Source organism: Bacillus sp. ISL-34 (genome assembly GCF_018613325.1).
Classification (GTDB): Bacteria; Bacillota; Bacilli; order Bacillales; family DSM-1321; genus Peribacillus.
Genome location: NZ_JAGGQJ010000026.1, coordinates 34,143 through 54,218, shown reverse-complemented (window position 1 = coordinate 54,218; position 20,076 = coordinate 34,143). Strand labels below are relative to the sequence as shown.

The window sequence follows — 20,076 nt, the reverse complement described above, 5'->3', positions numbered from 1 at the left end:
AACTATTGTACCAAAATGGAGTTCGGAATGGTCTCATCCCGAACCATGATTTAAAACAAAACTTGGTTATACTTTTGATTGAAGAAATTTGCGACACTCCTGCCGAATAACTAGCTAGACAAGACCCCACATGCGCTTGCCTTGATGTGGCTTGGCAGACAGGCGGCGGAAAGGGTGCGTATTTTTGAAATCAGGCTAGAATATTTTTTAAGGGTTTGTAAAATTCGAACGTTGATTTCCACTTCAGGCACTCGCTTTCCGCGGGCGGTCCGGGAGCCTCCTCGACCCTCTTCGCGCCTGTGGGGTCTCCCTTGGACGCGCTTTTCCCGCAGGAGTCTCGTACCTTCCGTTCCAATCAACTGGAACGTTTTTCAAAGAAAAAAACTGCAGTCAAACTCGCATTTCTTCGAATTTGTCTACAGCCTGAGCAGACCATATCGTAGTGGTCCGCTTAGTTTAAAAATTATAATATCGGTGATAGCAGCCTTGCAATGGCCTCTTTAAAACGAATCCATTTTGAACGCCTTTCAAACTCTTCAATTGTTAGCTGCCTGCAGACTTCGACATCCTTATAAAAAATCCTTGTCAGTGTTTCGGCCATACCTTCATCATAAATGAAGGCATTGACTTCAAAGTTCAATTTAAAACTACGGACATCAATGTTAGCTGTCCCCACCGAGGAGACTTCTTCGTCCACCACGATCATCTTCGCATGAATAAAGCCGTTATCATAAATGTATATCTTTGCTCCCGCTCTTAACAACTGCCCTGCATTGAAAGTTGTTGCCCAATAAACGAAAAGGTGATCAGGTTTATTCGGAATCATGATTTTCACATCTAACCCTGATAAGCTGGCAATCCTGAGTGCATCCAATAAACTAGCATCCGGTATGAAGTAAGGTGTTTGAATGAGAATCGATTTCTTTGCTGAAGAAATTAATTTAATATAGCCATTTTTAATTTGTTCCCATTCAGAATCCGGCCCACTTGTCACTATTTGCAAATCTATATTTCCCTGAGGCTTTAAAATAGGGAAATAATGAGGCTGATAAGTTATATCATGGTGCTTTGATGCCTGATTCCAATCCAGGATAAAGCGGGTTTGAATGGCTTTTACAGCCGCCCCCTTTATTCGAAGGTGTGTATCACGCCAATAACCGAATTTTGGGTTAAGGCCTAAATATTCATCTCCAACATTAAAGCCTCCAACATACCCTACTTTTCCATCAATGATGACAAGTTTTCGATGGTTTCGGAAATTCAGGCGTAAATTTATAAATTTTAATTTGGATGGAAAGAATGCCTCCACTCTTCCTCCAGCCTGCCTAAATTCCCTGAAGAAACTTTTAGTCATTCCTCTGGAACCCAGCTCATCATAAAGCAGCCGAACTTTAACGCCTTCATTCGCTTTTTTGGTCAAAGCTTCAATGAATCGTTTACCAAGACCGTCCCTTTGGATGATGTAATATTGTATATGTATATGGTTTTCGGCCGCTTCAATATCTTTGAAAAGCTGGTCAAACTTTTTTTTTCCTTCCGTAAAAATATCGACTTGATTATCTTCAGTAAGCACTGCACCGTTGTTCCGGAGATGCATATAAATCAAATCACGGTAATTACTTGAGGAAGCATTTCGAAAAGGAAAATGATCCGTTGAAAGCTCTTCCATCTGTTTTTCAAGTATTTCTTCAATCCCTATCTTCTTCTTGTCCTCCCATTGGAATAAATGGGCGTGCCTTAAACTTGTTCCAAAAAGGAGATATAAAACAAATCCGGCTACAGGCAGAAAATATAACACCAATAACCAAGCCCAGGTCGTGCTCGCTTCCCTTCTTTCAAAAAATATGACAATCGTGGCAAATAAAATATTTAAAATGATGACGAGGCCGAGCAAAACCGATGTAACATGCGTAAATTCCATAGCATACCCTCACTCAATTTTTATCCCTTTAAGGATACCATGCAAATTCTTTATATCAAAGGATTTGCTTATCAGAAGTGAAAACAGAGAATTCACAAAAATGGACCTCTTAGAGGCCCATTTTAAAAAAATCCATCCATCCCTGACACTGAAATTTCTCGGATTGGTCAGGTTGTCTTATAATCATTGTTTTAAAAATTCCAATTCAAATAAATATAAATGCTTACCTGCTTTTCACTAATAAATTCACAGCTTCTTTCACTAGCCCTTCGGGATTCTTTTCTCCGGATTCATTAGCCTCCCGAACGCATTCCACAAGATTGGAACTTACTATGACCCCAATTGTCCTATCGATTGCAGATCTAGTGGCAGATAACTGAGTTACTACATCTCTGCAATCTTTGTTTTCCTCCATCATTTTCAATATCCCGCGAAGCTGTCCTTCAATTCGCTTCACTCTATTTTTAACCTGCTTATCATATTCCATGTGAGGCCTCCTACCCTGCCTATTACTTATGATTCGTATCAAGACATCCATCACAAAACCCATACAGTTTGAAACAAAGGCTTTATAAAAAATAGTTCAATTTATAATACATACCACTAAGGGATAATTGTCAAGTGCCAATATCCAATAATGATAGCTCCGATATGTAATTTTTATTTTTGTACAAGGAGACTTTGTGCAACTGCCTCAGAAAACTCGATCGTCATTTGGGGAACGTAGGTTTTTAACAAAGCATTGACGATAGGGGCTTTGGCTCCTTTTGCCGTAATCGCCAGGCAGCCAGTCATTTTAGTCTGTCCGATTCCGCACGGTTCCGCTAAAAAATAGCCATGCCCATCAAATTTTTCATTTAATCCCTTAAGTTTAAATGTTACCTTATCAGGTTCATTCCATTCCAATATATTCACTTCAAGTTTAATTTTCTTCTTCATTAATCCCAAATCGCTTTTAAACTCCCAAATAAGTGTCTCCTCATTTATCATCTCATGATTGATATATCCTGGGACAAGAGGTGCCCAACGATCTATGACACTGACAAATCCCCATACTGTTTTCATTGAAACAGGTAAAATGATACTATGTACACCTTCTGACAAAGCAAATCCCCCTTAATCATTCTACTTACATCTTTTTAATGTATGGCTGAAAATATTGAATAGAACGGTAAGATTAGATTCTTAAACAAAATTTTCCCGTAGGTAGCAAAGAATCGCCCCTCTGCAATAAAGGGACGATCCTTTTTTGACTTACTAATCTGAAGCAAATTCAACCGTATACATATTCAACCTTGGATCTGGGTTAATCCAGGCGCTTTCAAACACAAAAACCACTTTATAATTTGCGTAATCGGTATAAGTGACATAGTACATCCCTTCTTGCTCCACTTCACTTACAGGTTCACCAATCAATTCCTTCAACATGGATAAATGGATGGTTTGCAATTGCGGATTAAAATCATCAATGGCAGTAATCGTTTTTCTACCTGTTGAACCGTCATAGAGGAATCGAACATTACGGCTCCAATAATTGGCCGCAACGGTACTTAAATCTTCCGGTGCACCCCAGGCTTTTTCCACTTTCTTTAACGAATCACCTACAGAAAATGGTCCACTGCTCATGGATTGTTGGGATTCGTAGGCTAAACCCATGATCTGCCTAATCAAAAGGTCTGGCGTGGATTGCGATGATATTGAATCTGATGTAGCAAAAGCAGCCTGCCCACTAAACATGAGAAATGCGAGCATTAGAAATGTAACGCTTCGGATAAAACGATTACCTTGTTTCAAAGTTATCCTCCCTTTCCACCTGGAAATGACTAATTACATTATATTAAATATCTAAAAAAAAGATGAAAAATTGCGTATGTCATTCCATTAGGTTTTACCTTTACCCTATTCATCGGAACTTTGGACACATACCATTCGTTCAGAAAAAAACATTAAAACCGATTAAGTCGCTTCAAGTGAGCAACATTCTTTGATTTTAAAACGGGTCCTAAAAAAGACTTAGTTAGTTAACTTGATGCCCTTGGTGCCTTCTTTGTCCGGATGGCCAAAAAAAAAGTTGACAGCGTTTTCTTATGAAGATAGTATAATTATTACAAGTTAACGATGGTGGAGATTTGGAGACTCATGCTTTAATAGGACCTTTTAAACAAAAAGGTTGCTATTTGGGTATGAGTTTTTTTATGTGTCATCATCTATACTTTACTTAATTAGGTCCAAAAATATCATATTAAGGAGGAATTGGATGCTCAAATTATTTAAGCCAGCTCTACCGGTTGAAAGGTTACCTGAAGGAAAAATAGATTCTGAATATAAGAAACTCAGATTACAAGTTTTCATCGGTATCTTCATTGGTTATGCTGCATATTATTTAATTCGTAAAAACTTTTCCATGGCGATGCCATATTTAAAGGAGGAAGGCTTTACAACTGGAGAGCTGGGTCTTGCATTATCAGCCATTTCGATTTCATATGGGATAAGTAAGTTTGTAATGGGAACTGTGTCAGACCGAAGCAATGCAAGGTATTTCTTGCCAGTAGGTTTGATTCTTGCTGGAATTGTCAGCTTACTTATGGGTCTTGTTCCATTTTTCACATCATCCGTTACAATTATGTTTATCATGTTATTCATTAATGGATGGTTTCAAGGGATGGGCTGGCCTCCATCAGGCCGAGTGCTTGTTCACTGGTTTAGTGTGAGTGAAAGAGGAAGGAAAACGGCAATATGGAATGTTGCCCACAACGTGGGTGGTGGCTTAATGGCACCATTGGCGATTGCAGGTGTCTCCATCTTTGCAACATTAATGGGTTCTTCATATGCAGGTTATGAAGGGATTTTTATACTACCTGCTCTAATTGCCATATTAATAGCAATCATTTCATTTATCTTAATACGTGATACACCACAATCAGTTGGATTACCACCAATTGAAGAGTATCGTAATGATTTTCCAAATAAAATGAAAAAAACGTTTGAAACAGAGTTGACGACAAAAGAGATATTATTTAAATATGTATTAAATAACAAATGGGTCTGGGCGATTGCGATTGCAAACATCTTTGTTTATTTCGTCCGTTATGGGGTACTTGATTGGGCACCAACCTATTTAAGCGAAGAAAAAGGCTTCAACATGGACGAATCCAGTACAGCTTATTTCCTATACGAATGGGCAGGCATTCCGGGAACTTTATTATGCGGTTATATCTCGGATAAAGTTTTTAAAGGTCGTCGGGGACCAGCAGGGGTTGTCTTTATGTTAGGAGTATTAATCGCAGTCCTTGTATACTGGTTTAACCCTGCAGGCAACCCAATGATCGATATTATTTCCCTAATTGCGATTGGATTCTTAATTTATGGACCTGTAATGTTAATAGGTCTGCAAGCACTGGATTTAGTTCCTAAAAAAGCTGCAGGCACTGCAGCAGGACTGACTGGCTTATTTGGATATTTAGGTGGATCTGTAGCGGCAAATGCCATTATGGGATATGTAGTTGACTTTGCAGGCTGGAATGCAGGTTTTACATTAATTACGATTTCTTGTGTTCTGGCAGTAGTGGTATTTGCATTTACATGGAATGTTCGTGGGCAGGAAGTAGTAAAGGGCTAATACAGGCATATTATTGAGCTATAACTTCCCCATCCCCCTTAGATATATTCTAAGGGGGATGGGTTTTCCATAAATAGTTCTACCCCTCCATGATTATGTCGACGGACAAAAATCACGGAATATTCAGTCTTCAATACCCGCAAGCAGTTGACGGACGGTTGGGTAACAGTTCAAATTGGATTGTATATAATTAATGACTATGCCTTTAAACCAACGGTCCTAAAGGCATAGTCATTACATCAAAAATCATATAGATTAATGTTTTCTGCTTATTTACTGGTTATTGCCGATCAAAAAGAGAAGCTCCCGCTATACCGGGCTTTGTCATTTCATAAGGATTTAGAATAAGATCCAATTCTTCTTCTGTCAACACGTCATATTGTAAACAAAGTTCGCGAACTGATTTGCCTTTTAATATCGCTTCACGCGCAATACGTGAAACCACTTCGTATCCAAGGTGCGGATTGACTGCTGTAATCACTCCAACACTTTGTTCGACATAATCTTTTAAATGTTGCTCATTTGCTTCAATGCCTTCCAAACAATAATCTGTAAAGACATTGAAAGCATTGTTCATAATGCTGATTGATTGCAATAAATTGAATACAAGCACTGGCTCCATTACATTCAACTCTAGTTGTCCTGCTTCTGATGCTAAGCAAATCGTATTATCGTTCCCGATCACTTGGAAAGCGACTTGATTAATTAATTCTGGCATTACCGGATTTACTTTTCCTGGCATGATGGATGAACCTGGTTGACGAGCTGGAAGTGTGATTTCTCCCAATCCCGCTCTTGGTCCTGAAGCCATCAAACGTAAATCATTAGCAATTTTAGACATATTCATCATACATACTTTCAATGAAGCTGACACTTCAGTATATGCATCCGTATTTTGGGTTGCATCTACTAAATGTTCTGCTCCTACAAGCGGCAAGTTACTGATTTCAGCTAAATATGTAACAACATTTTCAATGTAACGCGGATCTGCATTCAATCCCGTTCCCACTGCTGTTGCTCCCATATTCACTTCATATAAATGTTGACGTGATTGACTGATTCTTTTTATATCCCGATCCAACACGCGACTGTATGCCTCAAATTCTTGACCGAGGCGAATTGGCACTGCGTCCTGAAGATGTGTGCGTCCCATTTTGATAACATGATCAAATTGTTTTGCTTTATTCTTTAAGACCGTACTCATCTTGGTCATTGTTTGCAGCAATTGCTCCAAAAGTCGTAATGTTGATAAATGGATGGCAGTAGGGAATACGTCATTCGTTGATTGCGACATGTTAACATGGCTATTGGGACTAACTTGTACATAATCACCTTTTTTGTGTCCCATAAGTTCTAACGCTCGGTTGGCAACGATTTCATTAATGTTCATATTCATCGATGTACCCGCGCCGCCTTGAATTGGGTCAACGATGAAATATTCATGCCACTTTCCATCGATCACTTCATCAGAAGCTTTGACAATAGCGCTTCCAATACCCTCATATAACCGTTTGGTATCCATATTTGCTAAAGCTGCTGCTTTCTTAATCATAGCTAGTGCACGAATCATTTCTTCATTGACTTTGTAACCGGTAATCGGAAAATTTTCTACAGCGCGTAGAGTTTGTATTCCATAATAAACATCTGCCGGAATTTCCTTTTCCCCAAGAAAGTCTTTCTCGATTCGGTATGTTCTCTCTTCTATCAACATTTCCTCTTGCCCCTTTGTTTGTTCTAGAATGTAATGTCCTCTGCAATCGGTGTTTCCATCATTTCCTTCACTTTTTTTGGATCCTGTGTCTTGGCCAATATCCACATCAACTTAGGAACGATGGCTTCTGTATTCATATTTCTGGAACGGATGATGACATTCTTATTCACTTTTCGTCCCACTTCGTAAATATCCATATCTTCCCCTTCTTCTAAACATTGGGTAGTAATGACTACGGATATTCCACACTCGACCAACTCATTCAATTTCTCTAAAATATTTCTTCCTTGAAATGGAATGCCGCCGCTTCCATAACTTTCAATTACGATTCCCCGACATTGATTTTTCAGAAAATCAAAGAATTCAGGCTTTATACCGGGATGCAGCTTAACCAAAGCAACATCAGTACATATGGAAGCATCTAACTTAGCTTCCTTATTCTTTGGTGAATGAACTGGCTTTAGATACTCAATTTTATCTTTGAATATGGTAGCAATATAAGGATAGTTAATACTTTCAAACGAATCATAGCTTTTCGTTCTCAATTTAATGGCCCTCGTACCCTGGATGACTCTACCATCAAATACAACATATACTCCGCCAATATCTTCACAAGCAAACCGAATCGCATCAGAGATATTTCTTTTGGCATCTGTCTTTTTGAAGGCAATTGGGATTTGAGAACCTGTAACGACAATTGGTTTCCCTAAATCTTGTAACATATATGAGAGCGCAGCTGAAGTGTAAGCCATTGTATCTGTTCCATGGGTAATCACAAAGCCATCGTAATCATGGTAGTGCTCATGGATGGAATGTGCCATTTCTGTCCAATCTTCCGGCTGCATATTTGTACTATCAATATTCATCAAAGGCATACTATCAATCTGACATAGTAAATCCAATCCCGGTAGGTGACCTAAAATTTCGTCAGCTTTCATCTCTGGAACCAGTCCATTTTTTCCTTCTAACGATGCAATTGTACCACCTGTAGTAATCAACATCAACTTCTTCATTTTCGTCTTCAACTTCTCCAATATACTACCCCCTATAAAGCCTCCCTGTATTACAATCATTCAATCATCTCAGAAAAGGATATTTTCACTGTAAATGTACATGTTACGCGTACAACACATGTTATTATAGTCATGTTTCAGAGTGAAATCAAGCTAAAATTATTCATTACGCGTACGCTTATTCCAATTTGATGTTATAATGGATTTATATAAAAGGAGAGTAATAAGAATGATTTTAAATAGATTAACTACATTAAGGAAGGCCAAAAGATGGTCTTTGCAATATACCGCTGACAGACTCGGAATCGCCAAGAGTACCTATGCAGGTTATGAATCGGGCCATCGCCGCCCTTCATTAGAAACGATTAATTTATTAGCAGGCCTATATGATACATCCACTGATTACATTCTAGGTCGAGTAGATCATCCAGCTAAAGATATTACCACAGAGTCACCTAAAGTCATGGAATTAACGGATTCACCAAATATGGAGCTAGCTATCGATGGAATTTCTCTTTCTGAAGAGGAGACGATTCAATTTATCGCTTTTATTAGAGCAAAACGAGAAGTGGAAATAAATCGCGATAAACAAAATGAAACATAGCAGAAATTGGGCTTAAGACTTGTATATGGGGAACGGACGGTACTTCATCAGCAGGTTCTTATAATATTCACGATGTACCTCTAATACTGCAAAAAATTCCAGGATTTTACCAAGTTAGCCCTTTTTGGACGCTACCCTTAATTATTTCTGGATGATAATGCAGATTATACTTACTAACCCGTCTTAAGTAGCTTTGGGAAGACTTATGGTGCCCGAGTTGAGAATTTTAAGTTTTATTAATTATTAATAGAAGAAAGTCGGTTTATTAAAAGGTCATCCATCTTCATTTTTCTGTTATCATCTTTTGCTTACTTCCTTTTCCATCAAAGGAAGATAGATATCTGTTTTTTCCAGCAACTTAATCTCTGACTTCCCCTCTTGATTTTTTTGTAATGAAAGAAAAAACCATAGCAAAGCTCATGGTTTTCCCCCCGTATATACATGGAAATTGCTGAATATCTTTAAAGCTAAAAAAAGCAGCTGATTATGGAAGCGTCATGAAGGGAAAGGGATATTGTTTAATTCATGTGCTTCTATTATTAAAAAGCGGAACTTAAAGGAATGGAAAATTGCTCAATATCTTGATACTTTTCAAAATGTCTTAACTGCATCTCAATATATTAAGGCATCTCGTCTTCTTTTTCCCGATTTTTAAAGGCTTCATGTGTGACAATATCCTCGATCTGTTCATACTGCCGGCTGTGTTCCTTCTCTTCGCTAATTCTATTATTGGGTAAATTTCCTGGATGGCCTTTTTCTTTGTGATTAAAATTTTTACCACGGCTCATACTCATTCTCTCCTTTCTATTCATTGTTTGTTTAGGTTTCCCAAGCACACAAAAAATATGATTTAATTTCTCTTTTTACTGTTTTTGAGCGGTTTCTTTTTCAGCCACAACGCTTAAAAAATAAGAGGTAGTTGTCAACCTAAAACGATCCTCACTTCAGTTCTAGCGACTTATTTCTGAAGCGCCTTGAATTAATCCTTTTCAAATGGACTCGAATCTAAAATAAAGAGCTCAAAAAGAACAGGACCGCCAGATTATGACGCTTCCTGTTCTTTTTATTAGGGTTTATCCACAACTTACATACCTTAGGAGGATACGACTACGGAAGGTCGCCACTTTCTTGAAATGTCTTCAATATGATGTGGTGCCGTTCTGCAGCACCCTCCAATTAAACGCGCCCCTGCATGGTGCCATTCTTGAGATTTCAGGTCGAGCCTGTTACATGATTCTTGACCATGCCATGTTTTAGTTTCTGGATTATATGTTTCACCAGAATTCGGATAAACAATGATTGGTTTATCCGTGTTTGCACGCAACACCTGGATGGCTTCCGTGATACATGATACTGGCGCACAGTTGATGCCGATTGCTGCAATTTGCTCACTGTTGCCAAACAATCTTGTACACTCCTCGAGTAATGTACCGTCACTTATCGCTTTTTCATTTTTCAATGAAAAGGATAGCCAAGCATACACTTCTGGATAATCCTTCAGTAAAGAATATAATACTTTTGCTTCTTGCAGGGAAGGAATCGTTTCAAATGCTAAAAGGTCAGCTCCTGCTTCAATCAAAGCCGATATTCGTGAGCGATGAAATGCCGTTAAAGTTTCATCTGAAACACCATAGTTTCCTACATACTCTGAACCATCTGCAAGATAAGCCCCATAAGGACCAACAGATGCAGCAACCAACGGCCTAGGCCTAATCGTTTGATTTTCTTCCTTCCAAAATTCATCTCTTGCTTTTCTTGCGAGTAAAACCGTTTTCCGGATTAGCTCCAAAGCCTCTTTTTCTTGTATTCCGCGGAGGGCGAAACCTTCAACAGTGGCTTGGTAGCTTGCCGTAATCGCGCAGTCCGCTCCAGCACGAAAGTAGTCAAAGTGAACCTGATAGATCACTTCAGGATTTTCAAGCAATACACGTGCAGACCATAGCGGATCGTCCAAATCACATCCATTCCTCTCTAGCTCTGTAGCTAAAGCTCCGTCCAAAATCATGAGTGAATGATCTCGTAAAATAGCGTCAATTGGGTTATTTTTATTGTTCATGATCTACTCCTCTTTTCTTTATGGTTTGTGTCAGATAATAACTTCCATAGCAAAACAATATAAAAGGAATGCCACAATAAAGTGCAATTCGTTGTGTAGGATCAAATGCAATTCCTATGCAAGAAGCAAGACATAGCATAAAAGCAACGATTGGTACGAGTGGATATAATGGTGTTCGATAAGCCAAATCATTTACTGAATTTCCTTCTTTTATAAATCGTCTGCGAAATAGAAACTGTGACACGCTAATACTCATCCAAACTACAACCACAGCTAGTCCAGAAATGGATACAAGCACTATGTAAACGGTATCCGGTGCAATAATGCTCGAGAACAGGGCTAAGCAGCCGCCCAACATACTGAAAAGGACTGCATTCATCGGAACTCCCCGTTTTGTCAATTTTGCAAATATTGGTGATATAGTTTCCTTATCTGCAAGTGACCAAAGCATTCTGGATGATGCATATAGTCCTGAGTTTGCAGCAGACAAAATGGCGGTTAATATAACAAAGTTCATAATATCCGCTGCATACGGCACACCAATTCGTTCAAGAACTGCCACAAAGGGGCTCTCTAATACGCTTGCATCCGAAATAGGCAATAATGCGGACAATACAACGATCGTTCCTACAAAAAAGATAATCAATCTCCATAATGTCATACGGATTGCCTTTGGTACCGTTTTTTCTGGATTCACAGTTTCTCCAGCTGCAATTCCGATTAATTCAGTTCCAGAGAATGCAAAATTCACCGCAAGCATCGTCATTAAAATGGCAAAAGCACCATTCGGAAATAAACCTTCACTTGTAAAATTGGAGAATAACGGAGCGGATTGTGAATGAATTATTGGAATAAAACCTAGCATTGCGGCTGCTCCCAAAATAATAAATATCACAATGGCAAATACCTTTATAGACGCAAACCAGAATTCGGATTCAGCGAAAAACTTAACGGTCCACGCATTTAATGCCAAGACCAATATGGCAAATAATGCACTCCATATCCAGACATTGATTGATGGAAACCATCGCTGCATCAACAATCCTGCTGCCGTGAATTCCGAACCTAGTGCAACAGTCCAAGTTAGCCAATACAACCAGGCTACTGTAAACCCTGTCCCAGGACCTATGTATTTAGCTGAGTAGCTATGAAACGCACCTGTCTCGGGCATATGCACTGCCAGTTCACCTAGACATAGCATGACTAGATAAACCACTAATGCCCCAATCAAATACGAAAGGATGGTGCCAAATGGGCCAGCCTGTTGAATCGTATAACCCGAACTTAAGAATAAACCTGTTCCAATCACCCCGCCAAGCGATAGCATTATTATATGCCGTGCCTGCATTTTCCTTTGAAAATCATGCTTCCTTTTGTTTTCCATTCTTACTCTCCTTTATCTTGCATCCAGAAAAAACGAAAACGCACTCTTAAAAAGAGTGCGTTACTGACAAATAAACACGTACGGTCTTATCTATCAAGGTTTCACCCCCTGGAATTAGCACAGTGTCTTTGCAGACCTGTTGCTGAGGTTTCATAGGGCCAGTCCCTCCACCTCTCTGGATAAGAAATTATTTTTTTATAACTTTATCAATCTATTAAAAGATTGTCAAGTTTTGTTTCAGTTTGTAAAGACTTCCTTTAAAATTCAAACAATCATGGCACCTTTGGCATATATATGAAATGGTAGCTTGTTTTTGTAGCAGTCGCACAGTATTAGAATTGCAGATAATGCTAACCGGGAATAATTTTATGGATTAAAAAAATGACGACATCTTAAAAGATGACGTCATTTTTTCTTATTCCTTAAGGTCGTTCTATTTCAAATAATTCCCCTAGTTTTGTATAAGTATGACCCGCTAATCTTGCTACAGGTTTTAGCCCATTCTGGTCAATTCGGCCATTATGGTAAATATCCTGCTCTATATGGTAGCAGACTATTTTCCCTATCAATAAATCACAACCAGGTTTATTCTTGGAACCTGCCAATGGTATCGCATGCTCTAATGTACATTCAAAGCGTACCTTCGCTTCTTGCAATCCTGGTACGGATACCTTATCACTAACAGCCGGCGTGAAATTGGTAAGACCCAATTCACTTTCGTCAGACGGGAGTTCCTTGGCCGTTCGATTTGCATCAGCAACATTATCTTCATCAGTGATATGAACAACGAATTCACCTGTTTGAATTGCATTTCGGGCCGTGTCTTTTGAAACTCCATCTTTCCGTTGAACAGAAATGGAAATCATCGGAGGATTGGAACTGACTATGTTAAAAAAACTGAACGGCGCTATATTGATTGTACCGGTTTCGGATTGTGTCGTAACCAAGGCTATTGGTCTCGGTATGATGCTTCCAGTCAAAAACTTATAATTTTCCCGTTCAGTCAGACTTTCAGGATAAACTGAAATCATCTTCATTCCCTCTCATTCTTATAAAAAGTTCTTTTGAAACCATGAACTTGCTGCATCAACCTCTGAACGTGTTAACTGATGACCGTAATTTTCCCAGTGAACATCCACCACAGCACCAGCTTGCAGTAAAAGTTGATTAAGTTCATCAGTTTCTGCTGCCGGGCAAATCGGATCGTTTTTACCTGCAGCAATGAATACAGGTATATCCGAAAGGGAGGGCAAAGCAATCCCGCGTCTAGGCACCATTGGATGATGAAGAATCGCTCCTTGTAATGCCCCTTCGAAATGGAACATCAAACTTGCTGCTATGTTTGCACCATTAGAATAACCTAATGCCACCACTCTGTCACGATCGAAGTCATATTGTCCGGACGCTGATTCCAAGAATTCATAAAGCTCCTTCGTACGGAAAATCAAATCTTCTTCATCAAAAACTCCTTCAGCCAGCCGGCGGAAATAACGAGGCATCCCGTTTTCAAGTACATTTCCCCGTACGCTGAGTACGGATGATCCCGGTGAAACCATTTCCGATAATGGCAAGAGATCTGTTTCCGTTCCTCCAGTGCCATGTAAAAGCAAAAGCAATGGCGCTTCTGGATTACTTCCTTTTTGAAAAATATGCTTCATCATTTATCCTCCTCTAGTACTCTCGGCACTGCCGGCAGTAACGTTTTCTCCATGATCTCCCTTTTTTCTTCAAGCCATGGTGGCAGCATTAATTTACTGCCCATCGTTTCCTTCGTTTCATCATGAGCAAAGCCAGGTGGATCTGTGGCAACTTCAAAGAGTATGCCTCCATCTTCCCTGAAATAAATGGCATCGAAGTATTGACGGTCTTTAAAGGGTGTCACGCCATAGCCATGGTTTGTGATATGCTCCCTCCATTCTTTATGATCTTCATTATCGCTTGCACGCCATGCAAGATGATGGACAGTTCCCACTCCGATTTTCCCATTTGGAAAAACCGTTTTTTTAACATCTATCAAATTTCCGATGTCCGATATAGATTTGAAGCGGACGAAATCGCCCTCTTCCCCAATCTTTTGCAGGCCCATCACTTCCTCTAATAGTTCCATCGTTTTGGTCGGATTGGACGTCAATAATACAGCACCGCCGAATCCCTTGACCGCCTTATCAGCTGGTACACCGCCGAATGACCACTCGCTATTTTTACCTTCTTTACGCTCGACCAGTTCAATTTGCAATCCATGTGGGTCCTGAAATCCCAAATAATCCTCGCCGAAGCGTGAAATCTTTTCAAAGTCTATGTTAAATTTACCCAAACGCGATTCCCAGAAGCCCATTGAACCTTCCGGAACGGCATATGTTGTAATCCCTACTTGTCCAGAGCCAATTGTCCCTCGGTATGCCCCAGGCCAAGGAAAGAAAGTGATGATAGAGCCCGGTGAACCTGATTCATCTCCGAAATATAAATGATAGGTGCCTGGATCATCAAAATTAACGGTTTTCTTCACCATACGCATTCCCAATACTCCAGCATAAAAATCCACATTCTCTTGAGGATTGCCTACAATTGCGGTTATATGATGTATTCCTGCATTTTGCTTTTGCATGCCGATTACTTCCTTTCCCGTTGATTAATTTGTTGATTTTGTATTCAGTGGTTTTAAATTCGATTCAATATCCTTTCTTTTCGATTCTAAAAATGGAGGCAGGGCAAGGTTCTCACCTAGGTGCTGCTCTTCTTCATCCACTGCAAAACCAGGTCCATCAGTAGCTAGTTCAAATAATATGCCATTCGGCTCCCTAAAATAGAGTGAACGAAAATAAAAGCGGTCCACATATCCCGAGTTCACGAATTTCGATTCATCAATTTTTTCTATCCATTTTCTCAGTTCTTCTTCATTATCCACCCGGAAGGCAACATGGTGGACTCCACCCCTCCCCAACCTTTCCCGAGGTATGTCATTCCTTTCTTCAATATGAAGTTCCGCTCCTGTTCCTCCCTCACCTGTCTCGTAAACGACAATTGGATTTTGCCCCCTGATGGAAGATGGATATGTGCCTGATTTCCTGAACCCCAATACCTCGGAAAGAACACTTTCTGTTTGTTCAATATTGGATACAGTAAGTTTTACTGGTCCTAATCCAAGGATGGAAAACTCTTGCGGTACCGGGCTTCCATCCCACGGTGATCCTCCTTGAACGCCGTTATTATCCTGATCGGAAACCAGAAGAAGCCTCTGCCCTTCAGGATCTTTAAAAGAAAGCACCTTCCTTTCAAAACGGCTCGATATTTCATCATGCTCAACATTGAATTCCACAAACCGTTTTTTCCAATATCCTAGTGCTTCATCATCTCTCACCCTTAAAGAAATTTCTGAAATGCTATTGTTTCCCTCATGAGTGCGGGCAGCGTTGGGAATTTCAAAAAACGTCAATTCCGTACCCGGAGAACCAATTTGATCTCCATAAAATAAGTGATACACACGAACATCATCTTGATTCACCGTTTTTTTGATTAATCGCATCCCTAGCACTTTTGTATAGAACTCAAAGTTATTTCCCGCTTTAGCTGTAATCGCCGAAACATGATGTAATCCTTTTAATTCCATCCGTACCACTCCTATTCTTTATAAATCTCCCCTTACGGAGATGAATTAATCCGTAAATAATATCTCGAATTCAAGGTATTTAACCTAACATACAATACTTTTAATGAAAATATCTTGATTTAAAGATAAACGACAACGATAAATTTGTCAACCATTTTCCATTAAATATTTCAACCGTATTCATCTTTCATAAAATAATAAAATCAGGTTAAAATAAGTCGGTATAATGACTGGGGGTATGATGAATGGCTAAAGATTTTTTTAGCGCAATTGAAGATAGACGCTCTTATTATTCCCTTAGCAAGGAACGTGTTGTCCCTATAAAAGGATTAAAGAAGTTATCGATCATGCCGTTCAATATTCACCTTCCGCTTTCAATTCCCAAAGTGCAAGAGTGATTGTTTTAACTGGTCAGAGCCACGACCAATTATGGGATATCACGAAAAACACATAAGAAAAGCGGTCGGTGACAAAGATTTTGAAAAATCGGAAGAAAAAATGAAGTCATTTATAAATGGTTATGGTACGGTTTTATTCTTTGAAGACCAGGCCATTATAGCTAGGCTTCAAGAACAATTCAAAACGTATGCCGAAAACTTTCCGATTTGGTCCCAATCGTCTGCCATTTTACAATTTGTCGTATGGAATTCCTTGGAAATTGAGGGGTTTGGTGCAAGCCTTCAGCATTACAATCCTTTAATCGATGACGAAGTGAGAAAGACATGGGATTTATCAAGCGATTGGAAACTCATCGCACAGATGCCCTTTGGAAAACCTACTGCAGTGCCTGGCGATAAAGACTTCTCACCACTTGAAGAACGAGTGAAATATTATCAATGAGACAATAGGGCTGCACTACATACCGAGCCAGCCCTTTCATTTATTTCACTTTAGTAATCCGGAAATGTTGCAAAAAATTTTGAAAATATCAATGCCGCAAAGCCTATATATTCTACAACCGGCATGAATTTGATATCCTCACTGACGTTAAACACGTACATTTCACTTCCCCCTAGTAACCTATTGAATTGGTGAAGAACGTCCTGGTAGCCATTCCTTCAAATAATATGGGAGTTCACCGTAATATTGTTTGGAAGCATGTCCACTTTTCAGTAGGCTATATGTTTTATCCTTACATGTTAAATGCTCCATTATCGGATAAATCATTTCCTGTGGGACCAATCGATCATACTTACTTGCAATGACCAAAACACTGGCATCAATTTTTGATAGCTTCGCTTTTTTCCCCCTTACCTTAAAACCCCCATTAACCAAGCGATTTTTTATCAAGAGGTCTTTGGTTATTTGTTTGGCAGCTGCTCCGGATAACGGCACATGCCCATTGGTCCACGCATTGAAGCGGCGCCAATTCTTAACGTATTCCTCATCATCCGCTTGATTCAATAATGATAAATACGGTGATATATAGATAGGAGATGTAATTAAACGGATTCCATATTTAACAGCACTGGCTGGAATCGTTTGATAAATATCAATCGTCTCGTCAAAATTCGCGGTACCGTCTTTTAATGCTTCCTTCCACTGATCAAAAAATTCTGAGGCACTGAAATCAACCGGTGTAACGGAGAGAATCAAATTCTTGATTGGCTCGTCTGCAATGGCAGCATATATTGCGGCTATTGTACCGCCGAGACAAAATCCCATTACTGTAATTTCTGATGCCCCAGAGTGGCGTAATGCACGCTGGACTCCTTTTTGAATATAATCGACGATATAATCTTCGATCGATATTTCGCCATCTTCAAAACCCGGACTTCCAAAATCAAGCAAATATACATCAAAACCTTCATTTACAAAAGATTCTATTAAACTATTCCCTGGGGACAGATCAAGAATCAAAGGTGTATTGATTAGTGAATATATAAGAAAAACCGGCACATCATATTTTTTTTGTGCCGACGGATAATACCAAATTGTTGATTTGTTTTTTTTCCACACCGATATTTTAGGCGTCAGTCCCACTTCAGGTATGGGCTGATTGGGAATATCCAAAAAATGTTTCCACTTAGGTTCGTATTGATTTTTCGGCACTTTCCGTTTAGACATTTGAATTCCCCTGTCTAAAAGAATCGAACTCTGGCAACTGTGAACTTATCAATAAGGAATCATTTATGAAATTCGATATCCTTTTTTTACTCCCTTCCTTTTCATTGGAATCCCAACTTGACTTCTTTTTCTTACTGCGGGATGAAATAGCATTCCGTTTATTGCGATCTGATGAATTACCTCTGACGTTCCCGCCCCTATCATCAACAAGTGTAGAGAGCAAATCTTCTAACCTATCAATTTTATCTTCGAGCTGGATCACTAATTTCGCGATTCCCGCCACATCTTTTTTTGTTGGGTAATTCATGATGATGGACATTCTTTCTGAGGCTTCCTGCATTCTATTTATTCTTGGAATCTGCATTTGCGCATTGTCGCTTACTGCTTCTATTAACTCACGATTATTTAGCAAATCCTGAATTTCACCATTAAGCTGTTGCTCTTTTTGTGCGCCTAGTAATTTAAGCCCTTTATAAAAATTTGATTTTTCCGCCATATATTTCTTCCTTCCTTTCTCCTCCGTTTACACTAATGCCGATATTCCACCGTCAATGATCAAAACATGACCAACCATATAGTCAGAAGCCTGTGAGGCTAAAAATACGGCAGCACCCTTTAAATCATCTCCATCGCCAAACCTGCCAGCCGGTGTTTTACCTAATATGTCATAGTTGGACTTTTCAAGAATTTTCTTTGTGATTTTAGTCGGGAAAAATCCAGGTGCAATTGCATTGACTTGGATTCCGTATCTAGCAAGTTTAACTCCTAAATCCTTCGTCATTGTAATGATGGCACCCTTACTGGTGTTATAAGCTATCGTATCCAATAGCTCAGGAAACGTTCCTCCAAGACCTGTCACCGATGCAATATTTATGATTTTTCCGGAATTTTGCTGCTTCATGACCTTCGCAACAGCCTGTGAAAACAGGAATGTACCTGTAACATTGACATTCAATACTTTTTCCCACTTATCCTTGGGAAGATCCAAAAGCGGACCTGACCAGGACGTACCGCTATTATTGACAAGAATATCAATGGTGCCAAATTGGGCAACCGTTTCCTGGACGACATGGTCAATGGCACTCTCATCCGTGATATCACATTCAAAGGCAACGGCATTAACACCCATCGATTGCAAGTCTTCACATACCTCCTTACATACAGGAAGATTTCGTGAAGCAATGACTATATTTGCACCAGCCTCCCCCAACGCCATAGCGATCTGTTTGCCCAGTCCTCTGCCGCCGCCGGTAATGATAGCCGTTTTATTAGTCAAATCGAACATATTACTCAATGTAGTCAACTTTTCAGCCCTTCCTAAATGAAGTATTATTTATATAAACCGTCTATATCATTATAGAAAAGCCTATCCAATATTGTGCTTAAAATAGCCTAATGCCTCTGCCTTTTGTTTCATCAACAGTATCCTTCATATCAATAATGCCTATCCATTCAACCGCTTCGGTCGGCTGGCGGATTTGCATAAAGGAACCTTAATTCGACCCACTGCTGGATGATCACTTTCCCGAGTGAGCAAAATCGAATGCTTAACCTGTTTAATCGTTTACACTATAGAATAGTAAGGAGGTTTTAAAAATGACGATACATCACTTTCATTTAACCGCGGAATGGCCCGGCGGCAGAAATGATATCGGCACGATTCATTCAGGGAATCTTCAAACACAGATAAGTATTCCTACTGAAATGGAGGGACCAGGGATCGGCACTAATCCCGATGAAATGCTGCTTGGGGCGGCATCGACCTGCTATATCATTACCTTTGCTGCCATGTTAGAGCGAGCCCATATAGAAAAGGTGAGCTTGACCATGCAATCGGAAGCATTAGTGGATGTTACGAATGGTGTATTCACCTACAAGAAAATCATTCATCGCCCTGCACTTATATTAGTACCGGATACTTCAGAAAAAGAGGTTGAAAAAGCGAGGAAACTTGCTGAAAAAGCTGAAGCTTCATGTATGATTTCGAGAGCGATCAAAGGTAATGTAGCGGTGGAATTGAATGCGGCAATTTCCATAGCACAGTAACCTTGAACAAAAAAGTGCCTAACCCTATATCGGTTTAGGCACTTTTTG

General features: G+C 39.5%; 19 protein-coding genes, 1 pseudogene and 1 riboswitch. Of the genes and pseudogenes, 4 read left to right on the top strand and 16 right to left on the bottom strand.

Going from position 1 to position 20,076, the window contains the following annotated elements:
- Positions 1–463: 463 nt before the first annotated feature.
- From cls to J7E52_RS18750, 4 genes are all read right to left on the bottom strand, one after another.
- Positions 464–1,921, bottom strand: a complete 1,458-nt coding sequence (gene cls, locus J7E52_RS18765; protein ID WP_214749879.1) for a cardiolipin synthase — start codon at positions 1,919–1,921, stop codon at positions 464–466.
- A gap of 223 nt (positions 1,922–2,144) precedes the next feature.
- On the bottom strand, positions 2,145–2,408 hold the full coding sequence (locus J7E52_RS18760) for a metal-sensitive transcriptional regulator (RefSeq protein ID WP_214749876.1): 264 nt from the start codon (positions 2,406–2,408) through the stop codon (positions 2,145–2,147).
- Positions 2,409–2,581: 173 nt separating this feature from the next.
- Positions 2,582–3,025, bottom strand: a complete 444-nt coding sequence (locus J7E52_RS18755; protein WP_214749873.1) for an SRPBCC family protein — start codon at positions 3,023–3,025, stop codon at positions 2,582–2,584.
- A gap of 153 nt (positions 3,026–3,178) precedes the next feature.
- On the bottom strand, positions 3,179–3,715 hold the full coding sequence (locus J7E52_RS18750) for a DUF4309 domain-containing protein (protein ID WP_214749871.1): 537 nt from the start codon (positions 3,713–3,715) through the stop codon (positions 3,179–3,181).
- Between the two features lie 463 nt (positions 3,716–4,178).
- On the opposite strand from J7E52_RS18750, the gene glpT reads away from it, so the two are divergent.
- The gene (gene glpT, locus J7E52_RS18745; RefSeq protein WP_214749869.1) at positions 4,179–5,540 is read left to right on the top strand and encodes a glycerol-3-phosphate transporter; all 1,362 of its coding nucleotides are present in this window, start codon (positions 4,179–4,181) and stop codon (positions 5,538–5,540) included.
- 280 nt (positions 5,541–5,820) lie between these two features.
- On the opposite strand, the gene aspA is transcribed toward glpT, so the two are convergent.
- Entirely contained in the window at positions 5,821–7,251 is a 1,431-nt protein-coding gene (aspA, locus tag J7E52_RS18740) for an aspartate ammonia-lyase (protein WP_214749866.1), read from the bottom strand.
- Between the two features lie 23 nt (positions 7,252–7,274).
- On the bottom strand, positions 7,275–8,264 hold the full coding sequence (locus J7E52_RS18735; RefSeq protein WP_214750074.1) for an asparaginase: 990 nt from the start codon (positions 8,262–8,264) through the stop codon (positions 7,275–7,277).
- Positions 8,265–8,493: 229 nt separating this feature from the next.
- On the opposite strand from J7E52_RS18735, the gene J7E52_RS18730 reads away from it, so the two are divergent.
- Positions 8,494–8,868, top strand: coding sequence for a helix-turn-helix domain-containing protein (locus J7E52_RS18730; RefSeq protein ID WP_214749863.1), 375 nt, complete (start codon positions 8,494–8,496; stop codon positions 8,866–8,868).
- A gap of 620 nt (positions 8,869–9,488) precedes the next feature.
- Here the strand turns inward: J7E52_RS18730 and J7E52_RS18725 are convergent.
- The 7 genes from J7E52_RS18725 to J7E52_RS18695 form a co-directional block, all read right to left on the bottom strand.
- Entirely contained in the window at positions 9,489–9,656 is a 168-nt protein-coding gene (locus J7E52_RS18725; RefSeq protein ID WP_162878727.1) for a hypothetical protein, read from the bottom strand.
- 305 nt (positions 9,657–9,961) lie between these two features.
- Positions 9,962–10,924 (bottom strand): homocysteine S-methyltransferase, encoded by a 963-nt coding sequence (gene mmuM / locus J7E52_RS18720; protein WP_214749860.1) that lies wholly within the window; start codon positions 10,922–10,924, stop codon positions 9,962–9,964.
- A complete protein-coding gene (mmuP, locus tag J7E52_RS18715) occupies positions 10,914–12,308 on the bottom strand; it encodes an S-methylmethionine permease (protein WP_214749857.1) in 1,395 nt (464 codons plus the stop codon). Before mmuP ends, mmuM begins: the two co-directional genes overlap by 11 nt.
- Before the next feature lie 83 nt (positions 12,309–12,391).
- A riboswitch (SAM riboswitch) is annotated at positions 12,392–12,494 on the bottom strand.
- Between the two features lie 236 nt (positions 12,495–12,730).
- The gene (locus J7E52_RS18710) at positions 12,731–13,339 is read right to left on the bottom strand and encodes a flavin reductase family protein (protein WP_214749854.1); all 609 of its coding nucleotides are present in this window, start codon (positions 13,337–13,339) and stop codon (positions 12,731–12,733) included.
- Between the two features lie 18 nt (positions 13,340–13,357).
- Positions 13,358–13,966 carry an alpha/beta hydrolase gene (locus J7E52_RS18705; protein ID WP_214750072.1) on the bottom strand — a complete coding sequence of 203 codons (609 nt, stop codon included), beginning with the start codon at positions 13,964–13,966 and terminating at the stop codon, positions 13,358–13,360.
- Complete coding sequence (locus J7E52_RS18700) at positions 13,966–14,913, bottom strand: ring-cleaving dioxygenase (protein ID WP_214749851.1); 948 nt, start codon at positions 14,911–14,913, stop codon at positions 13,966–13,968. Before J7E52_RS18700 ends, J7E52_RS18705 begins: the two co-directional genes overlap by 1 nt.
- A gap of 24 nt (positions 14,914–14,937) precedes the next feature.
- Positions 14,938–15,915 carry a ring-cleaving dioxygenase gene (locus J7E52_RS18695; protein ID WP_214749848.1) on the bottom strand — a complete coding sequence of 326 codons (978 nt, stop codon included), beginning with the start codon at positions 15,913–15,915 and terminating at the stop codon, positions 14,938–14,940.
- A 245-nt stretch (positions 15,916–16,160) separates the two neighbouring features.
- On the opposite strand from J7E52_RS18695, the pseudogene J7E52_RS18690 reads away from it, so the two are divergent.
- Positions 16,161–16,755, top strand: a pseudogene (locus J7E52_RS18690) (nitroreductase family protein).
- 180 nt (positions 16,756–16,935) lie between these two features.
- On the opposite strand, the gene J7E52_RS18685 reads toward J7E52_RS18690, so the two are convergent.
- The 3 genes from J7E52_RS18685 to J7E52_RS18675 are packed head-to-tail and all read right to left on the bottom strand — an operon-like array spanning position 16,936 to position 19,267.
- The gene (locus J7E52_RS18685; protein ID WP_214749845.1) at positions 16,936–17,982 is read right to left on the bottom strand and encodes an alpha/beta fold hydrolase; all 1,047 of its coding nucleotides are present in this window, start codon (positions 17,980–17,982) and stop codon (positions 16,936–16,938) included.
- A complete protein-coding gene (locus tag J7E52_RS18680; protein WP_214749842.1) occupies positions 17,975–18,478 on the bottom strand; it encodes a hypothetical protein in 504 nt (167 codons plus the stop codon). The genes J7E52_RS18685 and J7E52_RS18680 overlap by 8 nt, the downstream gene beginning before the upstream one ends.
- 27 nt (positions 18,479–18,505) lie before the next feature.
- A complete protein-coding gene (locus tag J7E52_RS18675) occupies positions 18,506–19,267 on the bottom strand; it encodes an SDR family oxidoreductase (protein ID WP_214750071.1) in 762 nt (253 codons plus the stop codon).
- Positions 19,268–19,578: 311 nt separating this feature from the next.
- Here J7E52_RS18675 and J7E52_RS18670 point away from each other — a divergent pair, with 311 nt between their 5' ends.
- A complete protein-coding gene (locus tag J7E52_RS18670; protein ID WP_214749839.1) occupies positions 19,579–20,028 on the top strand; it encodes an OsmC family protein in 450 nt (149 codons plus the stop codon).
- Positions 20,029–20,076: the final 48 nt, after the last annotated feature.

Excerpts from the sequence above, each read along its gene's own strand:
- cls (WP_214749879.1), bottom strand. The coding sequence starts at position 1,921 with ATGGAATTTACGCATGTTACATCGGTTTTGCTCGGCCTCGTCATCATT.
- J7E52_RS18760 (WP_214749876.1), bottom strand. The coding sequence starts at position 2,408 with ATGGAATATGATAAGCAGGTTAAAAATAGAGTGAAGCGAATTGAAGGA.
- glpT (WP_214749869.1), top strand. The coding sequence starts at position 4,179 with ATGCTCAAATTATTTAAGCCAGCTCTACCGGTTGAAAGGTTACCTGAA.
- aspA (WP_214749866.1), bottom strand. The coding sequence starts at position 7,251 with ATGTTGATAGAAGAGAGAACATACCGAATCGAGAAAGACTTTCTTGGG.
- J7E52_RS18735 (WP_214750074.1), bottom strand. The coding sequence starts at position 8,264 with ATGAAGAAGTTGATGTTGATTACTACAGGTGGTACAATTGCATCGTTA.
- J7E52_RS18730 (WP_214749863.1), top strand. The coding sequence starts at position 8,494 with ATGATTTTAAATAGATTAACTACATTAAGGAAGGCCAAAAGATGGTCT.
- J7E52_RS18725 (WP_162878727.1), bottom strand. The coding sequence starts at position 9,656 with ATGAGCCGTGGTAAAAATTTTAATCACAAAGAAAAAGGCCATCCAGGA.
- mmuM (WP_214749860.1), bottom strand. The coding sequence starts at position 10,924 with ATGAACAATAAAAATAACCCAATTGACGCTATTTTACGAGATCATTCA.
- mmuP (WP_214749857.1), bottom strand. The coding sequence starts at position 12,308 with ATGGAAAACAAAAGGAAGCATGATTTTCAAAGGAAAATGCAGGCACGG.
- J7E52_RS18710 (WP_214749854.1), bottom strand. The coding sequence starts at position 13,339 with ATGATTTCAGTTTATCCTGAAAGTCTGACTGAACGGGAAAATTATAAG.
- J7E52_RS18705 (WP_214750072.1), bottom strand. The coding sequence starts at position 13,966 with ATGAAGCATATTTTTCAAAAAGGAAGTAATCCAGAAGCGCCATTGCTT.
- J7E52_RS18700 (WP_214749851.1), bottom strand. The coding sequence starts at position 14,913 with ATGCAAAAGCAAAATGCAGGAATACATCATATAACCGCAATTGTAGGC.
- J7E52_RS18695 (WP_214749848.1), bottom strand. The coding sequence starts at position 15,915 with ATGGAATTAAAAGGATTACATCATGTTTCGGCGATTACAGCTAAAGCG.
- J7E52_RS18685 (WP_214749845.1), bottom strand. The coding sequence starts at position 17,982 with ATGTCTAAACGGAAAGTGCCGAAAAATCAATACGAACCTAAGTGGAAA.
- J7E52_RS18680 (WP_214749842.1), bottom strand. The coding sequence starts at position 18,478 with ATGGCGGAAAAATCAAATTTTTATAAAGGGCTTAAATTACTAGGCGCA.
- J7E52_RS18675 (WP_214750071.1), bottom strand. The coding sequence starts at position 19,267 with ATGTTCGATTTGACTAATAAAACGGCTATCATTACCGGCGGCGGCAGA.
- J7E52_RS18670 (WP_214749839.1), top strand. The coding sequence starts at position 19,579 with ATGACGATACATCACTTTCATTTAACCGCGGAATGGCCCGGCGGCAGA.